This window comes from Anaerosporobacter sp. (assembly GCF_965301125.1).
On record NZ_CBDLAM010000054.1, the window covers coordinates 1 to 21,869 of the forward strand.

The window sequence follows — 21,869 nt, forward strand, 5'->3', positions numbered from 1 at the left end:
CTATTATAAGTAATTACGAGCGTACAGCATTAATTGATCGACTGGAAACCCTTTATCTAAAAGATGAACTTACACACTTTTGGAATTTAAAAGGATTAAAGAAATATTATAATTCTCTACTTCTGGACAAAAACAGTTTGGATAATCCTATTATGGTAATTACTCTCCATATAGATTGTTTGGAACAGATTCAAACACAATATGGTATACAAGAAGCAGAGCTTTGCCTATTAGTTTTGACAAGAGCGATTGAAAGCAATCAAACATCTTCTCAATTTAACTCACACTTAGAAAAAAACACCTTCTATTTATTATTGCAAGATACTATGGATGAAGAGGCAATTGGCTTGATGAAAAAGATAGAAAAATATATACAGAATTATAAACTTATCCATAAAAAGCCTTATTCTATGACCATAAGTTACTCCTGTCAAGCCTATACATTAGATAAACTATATACTCTAATAGACGAATAAGAAATTACATCTATCGATTAGGGGCTGATACAAAATATCAATATATTTTGTATCAGCCCCGTCTTTATCTTTATGTTTATAGTTACTACTTTAATTTCCTAAAAACATATTTTTCCTATACTGTAGGTGAAACGCCACATTGTCCCTTAAAAATCTTCATGAAATGCTTATCATTATCATACCCTACCGCTTTGCTAATATCTACGATTTTCATGTCTGTTGTTGTTAATAATCGTTTTGCTTCATCCACCCGAATTTGCTTCAAGTAATTTACAAAATTACATCCCGTATATTGCTTAAATACATAAGAGAACAAAGAATAGTTCATTGAAATATAATTTGATACAACCGCCATATTCAAATCTTTTCTATAATTATCCTTTATATACATAAGAGCAGACTGAATCTTTTGTTTGTTACGATAATCATCAAATTGAGTTAACAAACGTTCATTCAATTCTCTAATCCAACACTTAATATATGCTATATACTGAGATAAACTATCATAACGTAATAAATCCTCTACAAATTCTTCATCCTTGATCTCTTTAAGAACATTTCGGTAAGTGGTGTATGTCTTTTGCTTGATAGAAGAAAGCATATCTATTAAAGTTGAATCAGAAATCTTACTTATCTTAAACTGATAACAGATATGATCTAGCATTTTAAGAGCTTCCTCACATTTATCAGTCCCTATCATCTGAACAATTTGTTCAATCTCATGTTCCTGATAAATCCCGTCTTCGATTTCAGCTTCTTTATCATATATTACAAAATTACTATCTGATAGAAAAGCCTGTCTTCTGGCTTTCTTTGCTTCTTCGTATGCTTCTTTAATCTGTAAAAGACCTACATGTACTCGACTAGAACCCACATAATACCCACGTAACTCTGATTTTACTATCTTATCTTTTTGCAGGTTATCTACTATAAAGATACCTTGTCCATTCACATCATGTAAGAAGGTAACTCCATCTGTTTCTTCAAACTCATCTCTATAATTAGTACAATAGACAATATACTCTCCATCAAAGAAGCTAGATGAAAACTGATTTATGATAAGTTCACATTCTTTTTCATCCATATTATCATTTAACATTAATTGCTTTAATTGTTGATATCCAATATTCATCATCATATTCAATTTATTTTGGTTTCTTACTAATTCCTCTTCTAATTTAGTAAGTATCTCTGATAACTGTGTTCGCTCTATAGGTTTAAGAAGATAATCCTTAACTCCATGGCGAAGTAATTCAACCGCATAAGAAAAATCGTCATATCCACTTACTACTACAATTAAAGGTACATGGTTACAGGTTTGAATCTCTTTTACTAAAGTTATCCCATCCATCTTTGGCATTCGTATATCAGTGATTACTACATCAATCTCTTGACCTCGAATAATCTCTAGAGCTTCTAATCCATTCTTGCACTCCATTACCATAGAAATCGGTACTCCAGAGCGTAATGCCATAGCTTTTATTCCTTGTCTTATTAGTTTTTCATCCTCTACAATTAATAAAGTGTTCATTAAACCCCACCCTTCCCATTCACAGCTAAACGTTTGGATTAAACGGTAATCTCATAGAAACCTTGGTATAACAACCATATCTAGATGAAATCTGAATTCCGTATTCTTTCCCAAAATGAATTTGGATTCGATCCTGTACATTCTTCAGACCAATACCTGTACCTGCTCCTCCGCTTACTTCTATATCTTCATCAATCTTCTCTCTCAGATATTCTACTTTCTCGTCCGTCATACCTTTTCCCTGATCAGTTATTTCAATGATGAAATCTTCCAACATTACAATACCTTTAATGTAGATATTCGTATCCTCTGCAATATCTTCTATACCATGGCAGATTGCATTCTCCACTATTGGCTGCAATGACATCTTAGGAATCTCCTGTTCCCATAATACTTTCGGTATATTAAGAGATAGATAGATTTCATAGTCAAACCGTAAGTTCATTAATGCAATATATTTTTGTATGTACTCAATCTCTTGTCTTACCGTTACATTCTTTGCAAGTCCTTTCATACTGTAACGAAGCATGATTCCAAGGGAGGTTACCGCGTCTGCAATATCATACTTTTCCTCAATCTCCGCCATCATCTTGACAGATTCTAGTACATTGTAGATAAAATGCGCATTAATTTGGTTCTGTAAAGCTCGGATTTCGGAATTTTTAGCAAGGATTTCACGGTCTAGATTGTCTTTCATTAGTAATTTAATCTTATCTAACATAATCCCAATTTGATTTGCTAATTCCCCTAATTCATCTGAACCGCAATCTGGCACTACTACATTTAGATTTCCTCCCTGCACCTCTTTTAGTGTTTTAAATAACATATAAAAACGTTTTACCATTGTCGTAACAACAAAATGAATAACAACAATTAGCAACACCATAATACCAACTAGAATAAACAGATAAAACCAACTCATCTTAGTTAGCGTACTGCTAAATTTGTCCAAAGAAATTACTTCGATATAACTTCCATTCAATTCTGGAATTGGTTTAGAAGTTATAATCATGTCTTCCCCTTGAATCTTTACTTTCTTACTAATTTCTTGATTCTTATCCACCACTTTCGACATAATATCTTCCACATAGCGATTCCAACGATTATCATCGCTTTTATTATAATAACGATTATCTTGCTGGTCCACAAAACACCGCCACCTTGTATCGCTATATTCAAACAACTCAGGGAAGACACTTTCCATTCTTACAGCTACTTCAATATATCCTAAATTTCCATATGTATAATTTGGCATCTTTGTGGTGAGTGACATAATATGTTTAGTTGGATTATCAGACAAACTAAACATATCATCCGTATAATCAAAAAGCCAAGAATTTTCTAATCCAGCCTCTTCTATAATTTGAATATTTTTCATTCTGGACTTTTGATATAATATGGGTACCATTTCAAGCATAGTATCATCGTCCACATATACATGAATCTGATATAAATACGGATTACTATTCACAAGACGTTCCATACTAACAATATCTTCCCTGCTAAACTGTATCATATCTTCAACAGAAATCTTTTCTCCTGAATATACCCGTTCCAGATAATCGGTCAGATTTCCATTATTCAAAAATACTTGCGTTGACATATTACATAGTTCCACTGTTTTTTGTACGTTCGCATAGATTTGATTCACAGAAGACTTAGCCAAATAGATCTTGTCATTTTTATCTTTTTCTTCTAAATTCATAATGATGACTAGAAACAGAACTAGAATTGGTACAAAAGCAAAACAAAAAACGGTTAAAGAAATCTTATCTGTTATTTTCAGCTTATTCGTCCAGCAATATTTAAGTTTTCCCATATTCCCTCTCTCTTCCCATACCATCTTCTCTTATTCTTTAATCATATTATCATTTTAAGATGCCATGATTTCCCTTTTTATAGATATATTCTATCATACTACAAGGTCATATCCAATATTTTTCGTCATTTTATAACAAAAATCGATACTGTTTTTTCTAAGTTATGTGCAGCATCACTTAATTGTATAGCAATTTGACTTAAATTTTTAGCTGACACAATTTGACTGTCCATAGCATTACTAAGTTCACCTGTCGCAGATGACGTTTGCTGAGTAGTTGCAGATATACTCTCAACTGCTATTAGTGTATCCTCTTTATTTTTTTGAATTGTATCGATTCCATTTGCTATTACATCGAGATTTGATGTAAGCTGCTCTACATAATTTTCAATCCCTTGAAAAACAGACACTGTTTTATGTAAAGTTTCTCCTTGTCTGTCAACAATGCTCTCTGCCTGCATAGCCGTATCAACAGTTTCTTTCGTTTGACTTGCTATCTCACATATAATGGATTCAATTTCACTTGCTGCTTTTTTAGATTGTCCAGACAATTTTCGTATTTCCTCTGCTACAACAGCAAAACCTTTTCCTGATTCTCCTGCCCGTGCTGCCTCAATGGTTGCATTCAAAGATAGTAAATTCGTAAGATCGGATAATTCATTAATAGTTTGCAAGATTTCATTAATGGCTGTTGTTTTTGTATGTAAAACTTGTATGTTTTCTATTACACGCTTCGTTATATCTACAGTATCTACAGCACATCTTGATAATTCTTCCACAATAAACATACCTTCCTCAACCTGTCCCTTTGTACCTGTGACAACCTGGTTTATAGCATAAGCATTCACTGCTACCCTCTCTATTTGCTCTGATAGATTTGTCATCTGTTGGAAACAATTCATAGCATCTTCTGCTTGTTGCTCTATAGCATATTCAATATCCGTTACGTTTTTTGCAATATACCGGGATTTTTCTAGCATGTCTTCTGTATTTATCGATACTGTACCCGCATTATCAAGAACATGCTCACTTACTTCTGTCATCTGCACAATTAAATTTCTCATCCCCAATGTCATATTTTCAATACCTTGAGAAAGAAATTGGAATTCATCTTTTCTTTTAAGTGATACCGTAGTTGTAAGATTTCCTTCTTCTAGATGCTTTAATCCCTTATTAACTTTATTAATCGAATTACTAAAACCAGATGCTAGTATCGTTCCAACAATAATAGCAATTAAAGAAGCTACTATTACAATCACAACTGTGATTAACCGCATTTCTTCCGCTTCTTTAGTAATGATTTCTTTAGGTATAAGCGCATAAACTGCTGCTTCTTGTTCTGGTAGATTTATATATTGATAAAGATACGTCTTTCCTTTCCATTCCACATAGTTATGTGTTACTTCCTGATTGGTTGCTATTTCAATGGAATCACTCAGATGTATAGGATTCTCTTGATAGAAAGGTTGTTCCATTATACTAAATCCTTTATTCCCACCGCAGGTTATCTCTTTGCCATCAGCAGTAATAAAACCAACAATGCTACCATGCCCAAACTCTGTATTTTCCAAAGCATTGTATATAAAATCTCTTTTAACATCGACTGTGATAATCCCCATCTTCTTATTACTTTTATTGTATAGATATTTACTAAATACAATGCCATAGTCTTCACCATCCTGTTGAGTCACCAGGTCCATATATGTATGGTATCCACTCCACATACTCTTCTTCGTAGATTCTAAGAAATTCTTTCCTTCCTCTGAATCGCCAAATGCACTGTATAAGGACTGCGGTGCAGTTCCATTCACAGAAACACTAGACCCATATTCACCAAATATCGTAATATTATCCACTACGTGATCATCTAACGTATTGGATTCTATTGCATTTTGGACCAATCGATACACACTCAATTCTTCAACGGTATTGCCTTTATATCCTCCAGAATAGTAGGATTTTACACTTTCATTTATATTAATTTGTGTAGCTTTTGACATAGCTGTCTCAAATCCGACTTGGAAATAATCCGACATCATTCGTATTGTACCAAGACTAGAGGACTCAAAATTTATAATCAATCCCTTTGAGGCTTTCTGATAAGTAACCATTCCAAGCATAACTATACATAAAACAGGTATAAAGAAAGCAGCAATTAATTTTACTTTTACGCTATTTACTTTAGTGCCCCTATTCACTTTACTTTTATTGTTCGTTATATTTCTTTTATCCTTTTCCCTTGGTTTCATCATAACTCCCTCCAATTCTTGTACTTTAAATCAAAACTGAAAATTAGGGCTGCTACAAAACATAAAATATTTGCTACAGCCCTAAAATTGTGACGTTCATTTAATTGTGTATTATTTCATTCTATCAAATCTTGAAACGATTCGGAGGCAAATATGTAAAAATCTCTTTAATTAACTCCTAATTTCTCTTTTGCAACATTCATTAAATCCGTTTGTTTTTCAATAAGTGTATCAAGACCATAATCTTTTCTCTTCTCAAGAAACGAATTCCATATCTTATCAAATTCTTCATCCGATTTTGCTAATAATAACTGTGGTAATACAACACCCCATTCATTATCAATCTTAGATTTGATATCTGCTTCTTCAGAATCTGCTTGTAATGATATATCATATTGCGAAGTTGTCATAACGTATGGGAAAGTCCATCGTTCCATTTGTCCAAGTGGTTCTGGAGCAGGCTCAGCCCATTTTAACGCCATTGCATTATCTTGGAACATCCAGTAAGCAGAATCTGCACCATATTGTTGATCATAAGCTTTACGGTCTTTGTTAAGCAATTCTTTTACGTCATCATGCATCTTTTCTACGCCGTTAGCGTCATAATCCCATGTTTCACCTTCCACACCTAACCAAGTCATGTGTTGTCCTTCTTCACTCATGAAATATGAGAATAATTGAATTGCACGATCTGGATTTTTACAATTCTTTGAAATCATATTTACACACCAGCCGTTAATACCTGCACCTGGTAATGTATAATCGTCACCTTTTGAATTCTTTGGTCCATCTACTGCAATGTAAATACTGTTTGGATCATTATCATAAAGCATCTTCTGTTGTGTTTGCATATCACTTCTTTGATATAGCATACAGAAGTAACGGCCCTGAGCAATCTTTTCTTCCATCTGTGCTCTCTTATCAATAAAGATATCATCTGCTAAATATCCTTCTGAACCAAGTTCACGGAATGTCTTTAACCAGCGAACTAATTCTGGATCAGTATAACGATCATAGTATTTTCCGTCTTTTTCATATGGAATTGCTAAGAAGTTACTTAAGTATTGATCAAATGAAACATTACCTATAGTACCGAACTCATGAGCTCCAATTGGAATTAATGGTTGTCCATTAACCTCTGGGAACTGTTCTGCTGCTGCCTTAACTGCTGCTTTGAATCCTTCTGGTGTAGTCATATCAGGACTTCCGATTGCTTCATAGATATCTTTCTTTACTAAGAATGTTTGGTTTGAAGAGATATTATCATACTTTTCATAGTCTTGTGGAGAGAATGAAGTGTTAGGATATCCATAGATATGTCCATCTTCTTGTGTAAACCAACCAACACGACCTTCATCAGCTACTTCGAACCAATATGGGTCATATTCGTTAGCTAATTCATCTAATGCATATACCATACCATCTTCAATTATTTGGTTAACTTGACCTTCATACCAACCTATAGTTAGGATGTCAGGTAATGTATCAGATGCAATTAATGAGTTTAATTTCTCAGCTTCATTACCAGCTGGTACGATAAATTCAATGTTGCATCCTGTTTCTTCTGTAATTTTCTTTGATACTAGATTTTCTCCCCATGGAGTGGTAAACCATGAAAAGTTAATATACCAAGTAAAATCCACTTTTTCATCTGCATGTTCTTTCCAGCCTGGAGTAACCTCTCCAGATTGTGCTGTGTCAGTTTCTTTTGCATCTGTAGTGTCTCCTACTTCTGTTTGTGTTTCTTTCGCATTATTATTCTTTTCTTTCTTCCCACTACAGCCAACAACAGAAAACATCATTGCCGCTGTAAGTAACAATACAATACCCTTTTTGAACTGTTTTTTCATAGCGTTTCCTCCCTTTAATACATTATGATTTATTCCTTAACTGCTCCTACCATCATACCTTTAACAAAATATTTTTGTAAGAATGGATAGACACAGCAGATAGGCAAAGTAGTGATAACCATTGCGGCTAATTTAATTGATGTTGACGTTGTATCCGATGTTTGTATCTGCGTAGATATTCCATTAGCCATCTGTGAAGATTGGGCTTGTGCTATAAGACGATACAAAAATGTCTGAATTGGTTCTAAATCAGTACGATTTGTCATATACATCAAACCACCAAAATAATCGTTCCATTGACCTACACCTGAAAATAGTGCAATTGTAGCAAATACGGGTTTTGATAATGGAATAATAATCTTACGGAAAATTGTTAAGTCATTTGCACCATCAATCTTGGCTGATTCCTCTAAAGCTGCAGGTATTTCTTTAAAGAAGTTAATAAAGATTAATAAGTTAAAGAAATTGAAAGCTGCAGGTATTATGTAAACCAAGAAATTGTTTAATAAGTTTAATTGCTTAAACAAAAGGAACGTTGGTATCAAACCACCCGAGAAGAACATTGTAACTGTTCCAATTGCCATATAGTACTTTCTACCAATCAATCTTTCTTTTGATAATGGGTAAGCTACCATTGCAGTAAACAAAACATTAATCGTAGTACCAATTAACGTTTTACCTATAGTCACTTTAAAAGCTTGCAAAACACTTCCATTAGAAAATACACTCTTGTAATTCGCTAACGAAAATTTTCTTGGCCACCAATAGATTCCGCCCCTAAGTGCATCTTGTGAATCATTTAGTGAATTAACAATTACATACCAAATTGGATATAAACATACAAAACAGATTAACAACATAAATATTACATTACAAGTATCAAATATTATGGTTCCACGGGAACGCTTAATTTTACTTTTTGTCTTCATCGAATCCCTCCTAGTATAATGATCTGCCCAAGCATTTTTTACTTGTTTTATTTGCAATGACAAGTAATAGCAAAGCAATTACCGATTTAAAGAGTCCGACTGCTGTTGCGTACGAATATTTACCCATAGTCATACCAACCTGATATACATATGTATCAATAACCTGACTTCTTGATACGTTAATCTGATTCTTAAGTATTAATACTTGATCAAAGTTTGAATTAAGTAACCCTGAAACTTGTAAAATAAGCATTAATGCAATCGTTCCTGTAATAGAAGGCAAAGTAATCTTAAATATCTTTTGAAGTTTTGTTGCTCCATCTACAGTTGCTGCTTCATACATCTGCTGATCCACTCCAGAAATTGCCGCTAGATAAATAATCGCCGACCACCCAAGTTCCTTCCAACTATCCGATATCACTGATAATCCCCAGAAAAATTTAGGATTACCAAGAAAAGAAATTGGCTCCTTTATTATATGTGCAGCTACTAAAAAGTCATTAATAACGCCTGTTTTTGATAACCATGTTACCATGATTCCACCAAGTACAACCCATGAAAGGAAGTGTGGCAAATAGGAAATTGTTTGTGCAATCTTTTTGAATTTTACATTTCTGATTTCATTTAACAGCAATGCAAAAATAATTGGTAAAGGAAATCCAATAAACAATTTCAACAAACTAATACCTAACGTATTCTGCATGATATTAACGAAATTATCATCCATGAAAAACTCTTTAAAGTACTGTAATCCAACCCAAGGTGCTTCAGCAATTGTTCTTGTAATTTTAAATTTCTTAAAAGCAATTACGATACCTCCCATTGGAATGTAGTTAAAAATCAACATCCAGGCCACTCCTAGAAGAGCCATTACCTGAAGGTACTTTTGATTTGCTAATTGTTTGAAAAAACTAGCTTTGTTCCTATATTTAATTTTCTTCGGTTTTTTAGTTATCACAGCTGTATCTGCCATGTTCATCCCTCCGTCCTTTTTATACCTTAATTATAACTGGTATTGTTTTTGTAGTTAATGACACTAATTTTATTTAGGTGTCATTTTTTTAGGAAGTTAAATTAGAACTTGACCGAATTCCATACCTTCTTTTGTATCGTAATTTGGTGTCCATCTTTCAATTGTTCATATATGTTTTTGTCTGTTAAATCAACATCCTTGTACATGGTTTGATAATACCTAGTCGCTAATGCAATCTTCTCTTGGATAAGATTCAACTTTTCTTTACTTAAACCAGTTTTCTCTCTATCTTCTTCTGGTATTGTTATAAGTATATTATCTGTTCTTTTCTGACTATCTAGGATTTCTTCCTCCGTCAATACATAGCCTTCTTTCATGGCTTGCTGATATAGAAGTTCATAGCGGATTGCATTATCCATCGCTTCTTCTTTCATTACTTCTCCAACCGTTCTACCATCACCATAGTCACGTTTCATATAGTCTGTATCGTTCATAAAGGCTGCATACAATTGACCTTGCATTCTAGACAAGGTTATATGATACAATACCTCATCTAGAAAAATCTTCTCATTATCAATGGTTAGTACTACCGTTTCCTTAGGATCATAATTACTCTCACGCCTCGTAAACCAGACTATGGAAATACCAAGAATCAACATAACAGTAACTACGCACAGACTGATAATCCTTTTTCTTTTCATCTTGTGATACCTCCTTTATTACTCAATGCATAGAGTGACTATGCTATGAGCTTTCACTACTAGTTCAGTACCTTTACCATACTCTCTTAATACTACTGGGATATCACTATTTTGTTTGTTTAATAGAACTACCACTTTCTCTCCATCTGGATTTAAAAATGCAGTCACTTCTATTTGATCCGTATATCTCGTAGTAGCAATTCTTCTAGCCCCCACACGAATGTACTTACTGAAATGTCCCACATAATAATAGGAAAGTCTCTTCTCATACGTACCGTTGACGCAATCACACATAATTGGTGCCGCACAAAGATTGTTTACATGATTTGGCCCACCTTTTTCGTCTAGAACTAAATTCCAATCCATATATCCATTCATACCTGCATTGAGATTTCCTAGAATATCATGTGCATACATTTCTGCTTTATATACATCATTAGAATCCATAAATCTGCTATATTCCACACAACCTTCTGTGAACAGTAATTCCTTATCTATATACTGCTCTCTCACTAGACTTACAGCCTCAAAGTGATCTCCTGTATACCAATGAAATCCAACTCCAGCAATATATTTAGCTGCTTTTTCATCGTTTAATATATCTTTTGCACGTTCATACATAATCTCTTTATTATGGTCCCATATATAAATTTTAATGTCCTTTAATCCTTGCTCTTCCATAATAGGTCCAAGATAATCTCTGACAAATTCCATTTCTTCTTTGGCACTAAAGCGACAAGAATCCCATTCTTGTGTGGCCTCTGGCTCATTTTGCACTGTAATCATTGTTACAGGAATTCCATCCTCTTGACAATCCTTAATGTATCTGCATATGTACTCTGCCCATAACGTTTTGTATTCTTCTTTTAATTTTCCACCATGATTCATCTCACCATTGGTCTTCATGAAAGCAGGTGGACTCCATGGCGATGCAAGAAACTCTATTTTATCTCTTGAAACTTCTTGTGCAAGACGAATGAATGGTACAATATATAATTGATCTCTTTCTCTTGTAAATGTCTCCAATTTCGTATCGGCTGGATCTTCCACATATGCGTAATTTCCAAGGGAAAAATCACAGCTGTTAATATGGGTTCTTCCAAGTGTATAACCAATTCCACTTTCACCAAAATAAGCTTCTGCAATTTCTTTTTGTTTCTCTTCACTTAATTTTGAAAGTGTGTAGCCTGCAGATTCTGTAAACGCACCACCAAATCCCCGAATTCTTTGATACATAACATCAGGATACAAATTAATAACATTCATATTCCCAACTTCTGTTTCTTCAATTCCATTCGTAATCTCCATAAATTTGTTTTCACTATAATTCGTTGTTATTTGAGTAATCTTCATTTAATTTATCCCTCCAATTAAGCAATTTATTGCTATCGATTTTCCATCTCGTATCCTTACTGCCGCTTCTCCAACTATCAAACCACCTAAGAAACTTTCATTCTTGCCATCTTCCCAAAGCACACGTATATCCTTCATCACATAATTTCCAGGAATCAAATCTGCTTTCGCTTCTTTTTCAATCTCATAACGAACTTTGGTCTTACTAAAGAGAACAGCCTCTACCTTCCGTTCCTGTGTTAATAGGTAACTTGGAATAGCAGGTTGTAACTGCATCACCAGTTCTCCCTCTCTCATAACAAAAGGATTTTCACCAAACATCATAATCTGCCACATATTAAGGAATTCCGCTGTTGATCCACTTAACCTAGCAACAAATCCCTTTCCATGAATGGATTCATTAGGATTTGCACTACTTGCTAAAAAGGAGGAATTTTCAAGAAGACTTCTGCCGTACATATCATAGTCAAGGAATGGTACACATGCATTTTGAAAATCCTCAAAAAACTCCTCGTATAGTCCTGCTTTAAGAAGTTCTAGCAAATATTTATACTCCATATGTAACCATATCGATTCATTCTCTAACCAACCTGGTGTGAATGCTTTACAACGTCCAATCTCATAGGAAGCACTCTTTAACGCTGTATTTACCTTATACATGGACAATTTCTTATCATATAGATTGCTCTCCTTAACTTTAGTATACAAGGATTTCTTCTCCTCTTTGTCATCTACAATCTTCATATAACGGACAGGACCTTCTAAGAAATATGGCATTCTAACGACCTGAAATTGTTTTGGTATAATGTTTCCCTCTTCCTCAACATAATCTGTCACTTCATAACTAAAGTATGTTGGGCATAATCCATCACCGTATTCAACTGCTTTTTGAATGCCTTGCTCTACAACTATTAACCAATCTTTAAGAAGATTCACTAAGTATCCACTTGAAAGAGCTCTCTTTTCTCCAGATACACCAAATACAGTCTTCTCTCGAAATAGTTCTTTGCAATCATTTATCCCATTCCAAAATCCTAATTGCTGATTATTCCTCTTCCACTGGTTCGTGCTTTCTTCTAGAGATTCCATCAATTCTACTAATTCACTGAATACAATTACGGATTGATGATATGACGATAATTTCTCTATAGCAAACTTCAACATTCTAGCAAGTTCATAGGTCTCTGCCATAGATGAACCAAATATTCCTGGAAGCCCATTAAGTGCATCATACCAACCTGGCTTTCCACCTTCCATCTCGATTCCCATACCATAAGGGTCAAGTGTTGCATATTTTAAGGCACTTAGTAGTAGTATCTTCTCCATTAATGTTCCCGTTACCACTTCTCCTTCTCCATAATTGCTTTGTAATTTATCATTTTTGCAATCTTTTTTCCTTGTTTTATCAAGGAAGTTATATTGTCTGATTCCCTTTTCTGTCTTTACATATCGTTTCTTTCTAGGTAGAAGTGTTACTCTTGTCTCAAAATATGTATAGCTCGCATCTTCAAACAGAAGTTCCTTCTCATAATCTGGATACACATGAAGATACTCTTCTATTAAATCTAAGTTATATGTCCAATGATCACTCCAATACCCTTCTCCAAACGAACCCGTTGTCTCACCATTTGCTTGTTCAAGCACCATCTCAACAAATTCTTTCTTACTCTCTTCTTCCTTCCATTGACACTCTTCTAGTGTCATAAAAAGTTTTCCTGGAGTAAATTCTTCTTCAAAAAGCTTTGATAAGATTGACTTACACGTTTCAGGTACAATTCGAAGTACCTTTTCTAATTTCGGAGCTTCTAACTGATAAGTAACTTGCTCAACAGATAATGGATTATATCCATCAATCTGTATCATATTATAGAAAGTTCTTATATTCGTATCTTTCACATATGGCTGAAATCGAACATCTTCTCTACGATTCTGATTTACATCTCGAAAATTTCCATTTCCTTGTGAGTAATATTCAGGCAACATACGAAAATAATTATAATCTCTTTCAATGTCACCATGCTTTCTTGAATATAAATAAAAAATCTTATTCTTCGCTAATTCAATCGGATAACCACCACGAAGTACATTATCCAGATATGTTTGTTTGCAGTACTCATCAAAGAGTTCATTTCCTGTTGTTGTTTCAATTGATTTACAAATCTCATTGATAAGGTCATTTCCCTCTTGTTGTTTGTTCCTATAAAATTCTGGCTGTAACCATTTCTCTTTACAGGAATGAAGGACGTCCTTACTCTCTACCTGTCCAAACAATTCATATAGACAAATCTCTTCTCCTGCCTTTACTAACTTCTGTTCTGCAAAGAAACAACAAGGCAAATTATTCTGTGTGACTTGCTTCTTTACTATCAGTTCATCTAATGTTTCATCCCTAAAGCCCACTGCTGCATCAAGACCAGTATCATAATCAAATACAACCATAGGGTCTACAATGGGAATCAATTCTTCTCCACAATCATTGATAGCATGAGCAAAGTTTCCACCTTCAACCCCCTGAACACTAGCGGTATCTTCCATACTTACACGTACACGAAAATATGGTGTTTTCGTCTGCACGTCTTCTACTTGCATCCAAGCTTTGGTTGTCTGTCCCATCTCTTTCATAGACCCCATATTCACACCATAAGGAATCACCGCTGGCATACCATCTAACACTTCTAAATTACATGCTTCATCTGATAGATTCTTAATACGCACTTTACGAACTAAAGCACCAAGCTTTTCCCCTGGTAATATATAATAGGTGACGCAAGTCTCTATCTGATGTTTCTCATCATGATGTCTTAGTTCGAGTTCATTCATTCCAATAGACATACTTGTGTTCTTATAATCTTCTTTAAAAGGTTCGAAATAACTTCCCTCTTTTTTTATAAATGTTCTAAACCCTTGCACCTTAACATTCTGATATGCTTGGTGAGCTGGAAAAAATTCCATTATGGCACGGTCTTTGCAATCCACTCCAAAACTAGTAACCCCTTGCCCGCGATTTACATAATAGCACCAAATTGGTATTCCATTCTTACCACTAATTCCAGGCAAGAAACTTGCAAACGTTGATTTCTTCCCATAATCCTTAATTTGATATCTCTTCTTATCATCTAATTTACTTTGACTTAGTTTATTGTGTCCTTGCATATTCTGTCTCCTTTTTTATATAGGCAATTGCGAAATTCTTAATGAACGGAAAAGAGTTTTGAAATCACCTAAATAACTTTTATAGATTTTTAACGAAGAATCACCTTTATCTGATGACTCATCTCAGTCAATAACCCTTGAATATATTCTTTCTTGCAGATGCAATCATATTGGTTGATAGATACTTTATCCTTCTCTAGCATACGCTTATCATTCACATATACTTCTGCTACTTGGTATTCTCCATATTCCTTATTTGCTTCATTGATAAATAAAACCTCTATGTTGTGATCCGCAAACACAGTTACTATTCTTGCTGACTTTTCTTTCTCAAATTGTTCTTTTAATAATTTAGGTTGAATTAACAAATCGCCTCCGTCTCCTCTTACACCAAACATCTGTGTTACTACTGTCAACATAAGCCAGCTTGCTGCTCCTGTTAAGTAATGATACATACCTCTTCCTTCATCATTAAAATACTCTGGTATCCCTGGATATATCTTACTCACTTTTGAATTACAAGCTTGTTTAGAAAGGGCAGCAATTGCCTTATATCCTTCTTTTACAAATCCTCTTTGATATAATGCATTCGCATACATAACTGTCATATGAGAAAATACAGCTCCATTTTCTTTGTGACCATATGCAAATCCAAACATTCTACCTAAGTTTAATTTCAGTTCCTTAAAATCTGTGTTTAAACGATAACCTCCTACCTCTGCCTCGAATAAATACGTATCCGCTGCATTGGTAATCATCTTCACCTGTTCTTCTGTAGCTGTTTCCGACATTATTGTAAACACTTGACTAGTAAGAATCATACGAATTCCTTCTTCGAATATACCCTCTACTTTCTCACCTGAATTATCATAATAGCCATTAAACCAACCAAGATAATCATCACTCCTTTGATCGCCCTTTATCCACTCTGTTTCTCTAATATGTTGTTTTAACCAGTCCGCCTTATCCTTTAGATTATTTGCAAGTTCCTTGCAAGAAATCTTCATCAACTTACCTGATAGCTTCTTGTTACTATTCGCACAATAGTTTTGTAATAATTCTTGTTTTTGTGAAATACTTTCATATAAAGAAACTTCTTGATTAAGCAATAGCAGCATTTCTTCAGTAATTTCAACTTCTTCTATTCCAAATGCAATTAATTGCTTTAATAGTTTCACTAACGTATCAAAATTACCTACGTACGCTGCAGTAAATGCAACACTTTCTCCTCGCTCACTAGCCATATCAAGTGCATCATTCCAGTCCGCTCCTCTAAGTCGCATGTGGTTATGTTCGCCAACATCATAAAATGCAGTAAGATTCTCAACTAAGATATGTTCTAACACACTTCCTTCGTATACTTCCCCACCATCTGTTTTCATACATCTACTATCTGAGTTGTTCCAATCGATATCAATATGTTCTCCACGTGCTATTTGCTTATCTTTAAAGTATGTCATCTTTTCTAATAACACCGATAAATCACCAGTTTGTTGAATATATAGATTGGTAGTTTCCAGTGGCCAGAATCCATGATCCATCCATACTCTTGTAATATTATTTCGATCTGCTATAAACTCCCCCTGCTTTTGACCAATAATAGTAGCATTACTTCCATCAATTCTTACTCCAGCATAATTATTGATAATAGATTCCCTAATACTACTTGGGTTAATCAAGGTAAGTGCTAGACAATCTTGCCATAAATCTCTCCAGCCTCTTCCCCCTTTTCCATAATCATGATGAGGCAAGAAGGAGCACCCATAGATTCGTCTAAGAATCGGCTGAAAACTAACCCATTGCATAAAATTATTAAATTCTGTATCTTTCGTAATAATACTTACATTCCGTTGCTTATCCCAGTGTCTTTGCATCTTCTGAAAGGCGCTATCTACCTTTGCAACCGTATCATACCTTTTAATCACCTCTTGAATTACATCAGGATTTTTCTCTGCTCCAATCATGATGATAAAACTACATTCCTCCTGAGGTCGTAACACTATACTTTCAAACTGAATGGCTCCCATTGCCTCATATCCATTCCTATAACAATCCTTCTTCACGTTTTCTTGTCTATTCATAATAGCCAATGGCCTTAAGAAATCTCCACCTTCGCCAATATATTCTTCAACAATTGGATAAAAACCATTTGGCTTAGCTCCCTCCCCAGTGCATCCCACTACATAATAAATCATGTCATTTTTTTGGTGACCTCTTTCATCGAATGAAAATGTTGGCTTCACATATACCCCATAATCCTTAGTTTCTATGCGATTTAATAAAGATGTTACATGACGATGATCTCTGATATTATCTGCTGACCTTCCGTATATTGGGATTGCTGCCGTAGCAGTAAATTCAAGATTTTCATTACTGATATTGCGAATATCCACCTTCATGATTTCTATATTATCTTCTATTGGCACAAATGTAAGAATCGTAGAACCTATCCCATATTCTTCAGAGATGCGATACATCGTCTGATACAAGATTCCAGCCTCAAGTATGGTTTTTTCTTTCTCTCCTGTTAACTGATTCCCTAACTGCTTCATTGACATTCCTGTTGCAGACCATAATCCTTTTCCTGTTATATCACACCAAAAATTCCTACTTGTCTTATTGTTATGTAAATCTTCACTACTAACTGGTTGTAATATGAAGCTATTCTGATCCATCTTACAATCTCCACCTAGTAATGGAGTCACCGAACTTTTGATTCCTAATTCATTGGCAATTGGAAAATAGAGATAGTTTGTATTCTCAGCATCTGCCACTCGAAATGTACCTTTATGATCTATAAATTGATACGATAACATATCTTCTCGCCTCCTACTTTAGCTCTTCTTTAATTACTTCCTAAGTTTATTATAAGAATCTATCGTCTTGATTAAAGGTACCCATTTTTTTATTAGGTTTCTATTTTTTATTTTCTAAATTGTAGATAGTTGTTTAAATATACAGACCTAAGCTACATACTATAAATAATCGTATAAAAAATACCCTCTAGATAACTTATCTATTTGATAAGCTTCCCTAGAGGGTATTCATAGTTTTCATTATTTTATTTGATTTGAATCAAACATTATTTATTTGATAAATACTCGTCAATTCCCTTGGCAGCAGCTTTACCAGCTCCCATTGCAAGGATAACTGTAGCAGCACCTGTAACAGCATCTCCACCAGCATAAACGCCTTCTTTTGATGTCTGTCCATTTTCTTCATCTGCTATAATACATCTGTATTTATTCACATCTAATCCATGAGTTGTTGAAGAAATCAATGGATTTGGACTTGTACCAAGTGACATGATAACTGTATCAAGTTCAAGTTCAAATTCTGAACCAGGAACCTCAAATGGTCTTCTTCTACCTGAAGCATCTGGCTCACCAAGTTCCATCTTAACACAAACCATACCTTTAACCCATCCATTTTCATCAACTAAGATTTCTTTTGGATTAGTAAGTAAGTCAAAGATGATTCCTTCTTCTTTTGCATGGTGAATTTCTTCAACTCTGGCTGGAAGTTCAGATTCACTTCTTCTATATACGATATGTACTTCAGCACCAAGTCTTAAAGCAGTTCTTGCGGCATCCATAGCTACGTTACCACCACCAACAACTGCTACCTTCTTACTAGCAACAATTGGAGTATCATAATTTTCATCAAATGCTTTCATTAAGTTATTACGAGTTAAGTATTCATTTGCTGAGAACACACCATTAGCATTTTCTCCTGGAATACCCATGAATTTAGGAAGGCCAGCACCAGAGCCAATGAATACTGCCTTAAAGCCTTCTTCTTCTAATAATTGATCTACTGTTGTTGATTTACCAATAACAACATTCGTTTCAATCTTAACTCCTAAAGCTTTCACATTATCTATTTCTGACTGTACTACAGTATCCTTTGGTAAACGGAATTCAGGAATACCATAAGTTAATACACCACCTGCTTCATGTAAAGCTTCAAAAATAGTTACATCATAACCAAGTTTAGCAAGATCTCCTGCACAAGTAAGACCAGCAGGACCTGAACCGATTACTGCAACTTTCTTACCATTTTTAAATTCAGGAGCTTTTGGTTTAATACCATTCTCTCTTGCCCAATCAGCAACGAAACGCTCTAACTTACCAATAGATACTGGCTCGCCTTTAATTCCACGGATACATCTTTCTTCACATTGTGATTCCTGTGGACAGACACGACCACAAACAGCTGGAAGTGCAGAATACTGACTAATTACATGATATGCCTCTTCAACATTACCAGCTTCTACTTCTCTTACAAATCCCGGAATATCAATTGATACAGGACAACCTGACATACATTTTGCATTTTTACATTTCAAACATCTAGAAGCTTCCATTTGAGCTTCTTCTAGGTCATATCCAAGACATACTTCTTCAAAATTCTTAGCACGTACTTTAGGATCTTGCTCTTTTACTGGTACTTTTGTTAACATATCCATTAGTTGTCACCTCCGCAACCGCAACCACCATGTTTATGAGTGGCTCCTTCTTTCTCTTTAAGTATTGCTCTGCCTTCTTCTGACTTGTACATTCTTTGTCTCTTCATTGACTCATCAAAATCAACAAGATGTCCATCAAATTCTGGTCCGTCTACACAAGCAAACTTAACTTCTCCACCAACAGTTAAACGACAGGCACCACACATACCTGTACCATCTACCATAATTGGATTCATACTTACCGTAGTAGGAATTCCAAGTTCTTTTGTTAATATAGATACGAATTTCATCATGATTACTGGTCCAATTGCGATTACATGATCATAATGTTTTCCTTCGTTATTTACTAAATCTTTTATTTTATCGTTAACATTACCCTTGAAGCCATAAGAACCGTCATCTGTTGCTACATATACATTCTTAGCTACTTTCTTCATAGCATCTTCAAGTATGATTAACTCTTTACTACGAGCACCAATAACACAATCTACATCATATCCTTGTTCGTGCATCCATTTAACCTGTGGATAAACTGGAGCAGTTCCAACACCACCTGCTACGAACAAGATATTCTTCTTCTTAAGCTCTTCTGGGTCTTCGTCAATTAATTCTGATTTGCAACCAAGAGGTCCCGAGAAATCTCTGAATGCATCACCAACTTCGTATGTAGCCATTCTCTTAGTAGATTCACCAACAGCTTGGAATACGATTGCTACTGTACCAGCTTCTCTGTCATAGTCACATACTGTTAATGGGATACGTTCCCCTTTTTCATCCATTTTAACAATTACAAATTGTCCTGGGTAGCATGATTTTGCTACACGTGGAGCTTCAACATCCATAAGATAGATATTGTTTGCTAATAATTCTTTTTTACGAATCGTAAACATAACTTTCCTCCATACATTGTGATATAGATTGGTAACCATACAGTTACACCATTTGTGACATAAACTCTTAGTTATAAGAATTCAGGTAAGTCCGTAGCGGCTACTGACTTACCCTAAGTATTGATTATAGTTTATTATTTAACAAAAATCTAGTACTTAGCACCAATTTTTCACTATAATTCTTTTTTTAAAAAACAGAGTTCTAAACCAATAAGGATTTAGAACTCTGTTTTTATTAGGATTTAGAAATCAACTTCAGTACCATAGTAAATACAAGTAAATAATTTTTCCATCTCAGCAGGAGTGATTGGTCTTGGGTTTGATCCAGTACATGCATCACCAACAGCATTTACAGAGATTTCTGCAATTTTTTGTTTGAATTCATCTTCATTGATACCAAACTCTTTTAATGTCTTAGGAATATTCAAATTAACATTATATTCATCAATCTTTGAACATAGTTCTTTCACGCATTCTGCATCTGTACCTTTGATACCAATGGATCTAGCAATATCTGCATATCTGCTTTCTGCTACTTTTGCATTATATTTAATTACATATGGAAGATAGATCGCATTTGCGCAACCATGTGGAATATGTCCTGTAGAGAATGCAGCACCCGTTTTATGTGCCATTGAGTGAACAATACCAAGTAACGCATTGGAGAATGCTTGACCTGCAAGACATTGTGCATAATGCATCTGTTCTCTCGCGTTCATATCACCATCAAATGAAGTAGGTAAATATTCCATAACCATTTGAATTGCTTTAATAGCAAGTGGATCTGTAAATGGTGAGTTTAATGTTGAAACGTATGCTTCAACCGCATGAGTTAAAGCATCCATACCTGTATGTGCAACTAATTTAGGAGGCATTGTTTCTGCTAATTCAGGATCAACAATTGCAACATCAGGAGTTATGTTAAAGTCTGCTAAAGGATATTTGATTCCTTTTGCATAGTCAGTAATTACAGAGAAAGCTGTTACTTCTGTAGCTGTACCTGAAGTTGAAGGAATCGCTAAGAATTTCGCTTTTTGTCTTAATTCTGGGAATGAGAAAGGCTGAATAATTTCTTCAAAAGTTGTTTCTGGATATTCATAAAATACCCACATAGCTTTTGCAGCATCAATAGGTGATCCACCACCCATAGCAATGATCCAATCTGGTTCAAATTCTCTCATTGCTTCTGCACCTTTCATAACTGTTTCAACAGAAGGATCAGGTTCTACATTTTCAAATAATTTTGTTTCAATACCAGCTTCTTTTAAATACGCTTCTACTTTATCAACGAAGCCAAAGCGTTTCATTGAACCTCCACCAAGAACTATAATAGCCTTTTTTCCTTTTAAATTCTTGAGTTGTTCTAATGCGCCTTTTCCATAATACATATCTCTTGGTAATGTAAATCTCATCATTATGTATATCCTCCTTAAAATTATGTAATACTTTTGATGTTGTATTGTTTATATTATAACAT

14 protein-coding genes are annotated in these 21,869 nt (G+C 34.6%); 1 reads left to right on the forward strand and 13 read right to left on the reverse strand.

The features are described from left to right. On the forward strand, nucleotides 1–476 hold a 476-nt coding region (locus tag ACW2QF_RS08040), incomplete at its 5' end, for a diguanylate cyclase domain-containing protein (protein WP_455715484.1). A gap of 115 nt (nucleotides 477–591) precedes the next feature. Here the strand turns inward: ACW2QF_RS08040 and ACW2QF_RS08045 are convergent. The 13 genes from ACW2QF_RS08045 to ACW2QF_RS08105 all read right to left on the reverse strand — a co-directional run bounded on the left by ACW2QF_RS08045 (nucleotide 592) and on the right by ACW2QF_RS08105 (nucleotide 21,807). After that, on the reverse strand, nucleotides 592–2,007 hold the full coding sequence (locus tag ACW2QF_RS08045) for a response regulator transcription factor (protein WP_455715485.1): 1,416 nt from the start codon (nucleotides 2,005–2,007) through the stop codon (nucleotides 592–594). 25 nt (nucleotides 2,008–2,032) lie between these two features. Next, nucleotides 2,033–3,826 carry a sensor histidine kinase gene (locus ACW2QF_RS08050; protein WP_455715486.1) on the reverse strand — a complete coding sequence of 598 codons (1,794 nt, stop codon included), beginning with the start codon at nucleotides 3,824–3,826 and terminating at the stop codon, nucleotides 2,033–2,035. Between the two features lie 125 nt (nucleotides 3,827–3,951). Beyond that, nucleotides 3,952–6,078, reverse strand: a complete 2,127-nt coding sequence (locus tag ACW2QF_RS08055; protein ID WP_455715487.1) for a methyl-accepting chemotaxis protein — start codon at nucleotides 6,076–6,078, stop codon at nucleotides 3,952–3,954. A gap of 164 nt (nucleotides 6,079–6,242) precedes the next feature. Further along, nucleotides 6,243–7,925, reverse strand: a complete 1,683-nt coding sequence (locus tag ACW2QF_RS08060) for an extracellular solute-binding protein (RefSeq protein ID WP_455715488.1) — start codon at nucleotides 7,923–7,925, stop codon at nucleotides 6,243–6,245. 29 nt (nucleotides 7,926–7,954) lie between these two features. Next, on the reverse strand, nucleotides 7,955–8,854 hold the full coding sequence (locus ACW2QF_RS08065) for a carbohydrate ABC transporter permease (RefSeq protein WP_455715489.1): 900 nt from the start codon (nucleotides 8,852–8,854) through the stop codon (nucleotides 7,955–7,957). 10 nt (nucleotides 8,855–8,864) lie between these two features. After that, complete coding sequence (locus tag ACW2QF_RS08070) at nucleotides 8,865–9,827, reverse strand: ABC transporter permease (RefSeq protein WP_455715490.1); 963 nt, start codon at nucleotides 9,825–9,827, stop codon at nucleotides 8,865–8,867. Nucleotides 9,828–9,928: 101 nt separating this feature from the next. Continuing rightward, nucleotides 9,929–10,528 carry a hypothetical protein gene (locus tag ACW2QF_RS08075; protein ID WP_455715491.1) on the reverse strand — a complete coding sequence of 200 codons (600 nt, stop codon included), beginning with the start codon at nucleotides 10,526–10,528 and terminating at the stop codon, nucleotides 9,929–9,931. An 18-nt stretch (nucleotides 10,529–10,546) separates the two neighbouring features. After that, on the reverse strand, nucleotides 10,547–11,881 hold the full coding sequence (locus tag ACW2QF_RS08080) for a glycoside hydrolase family 30 protein (protein WP_455715492.1): 1,335 nt from the start codon (nucleotides 11,879–11,881) through the stop codon (nucleotides 10,547–10,549). Beyond that, nucleotides 11,882–15,034, reverse strand: coding sequence for a hypothetical protein (locus tag ACW2QF_RS08085; protein WP_455715493.1), 3,153 nt, complete (start codon nucleotides 15,032–15,034; stop codon nucleotides 11,882–11,884). A gap of 89 nt (nucleotides 15,035–15,123) precedes the next feature. Then, nucleotides 15,124–17,850, reverse strand: a complete 2,727-nt coding sequence (locus ACW2QF_RS08090) for a GH36-type glycosyl hydrolase domain-containing protein (protein WP_455715494.1) — start codon at nucleotides 17,848–17,850, stop codon at nucleotides 15,124–15,126. 266 nt (nucleotides 17,851–18,116) lie between these two features. Next, a complete protein-coding gene (gene gltA / locus ACW2QF_RS08095; RefSeq protein WP_455715495.1) occupies nucleotides 18,117–19,502 on the reverse strand; it encodes an NADPH-dependent glutamate synthase in 1,386 nt (461 codons plus the stop codon). Beyond that, a complete protein-coding gene (locus tag ACW2QF_RS08100; protein WP_455715496.1) occupies nucleotides 19,502–20,392 on the reverse strand; it encodes a sulfide/dihydroorotate dehydrogenase-like FAD/NAD-binding protein in 891 nt (296 codons plus the stop codon). Before ACW2QF_RS08100 ends, gltA begins: the two co-directional genes overlap by 1 nt. Before the next feature lie 242 nt (nucleotides 20,393–20,634). Then, complete coding sequence (locus ACW2QF_RS08105) at nucleotides 20,635–21,807, reverse strand: iron-containing alcohol dehydrogenase (RefSeq protein WP_455715497.1); 1,173 nt, start codon at nucleotides 21,805–21,807, stop codon at nucleotides 20,635–20,637. Nucleotides 21,808–21,869: the final 62 nt, after the last annotated feature.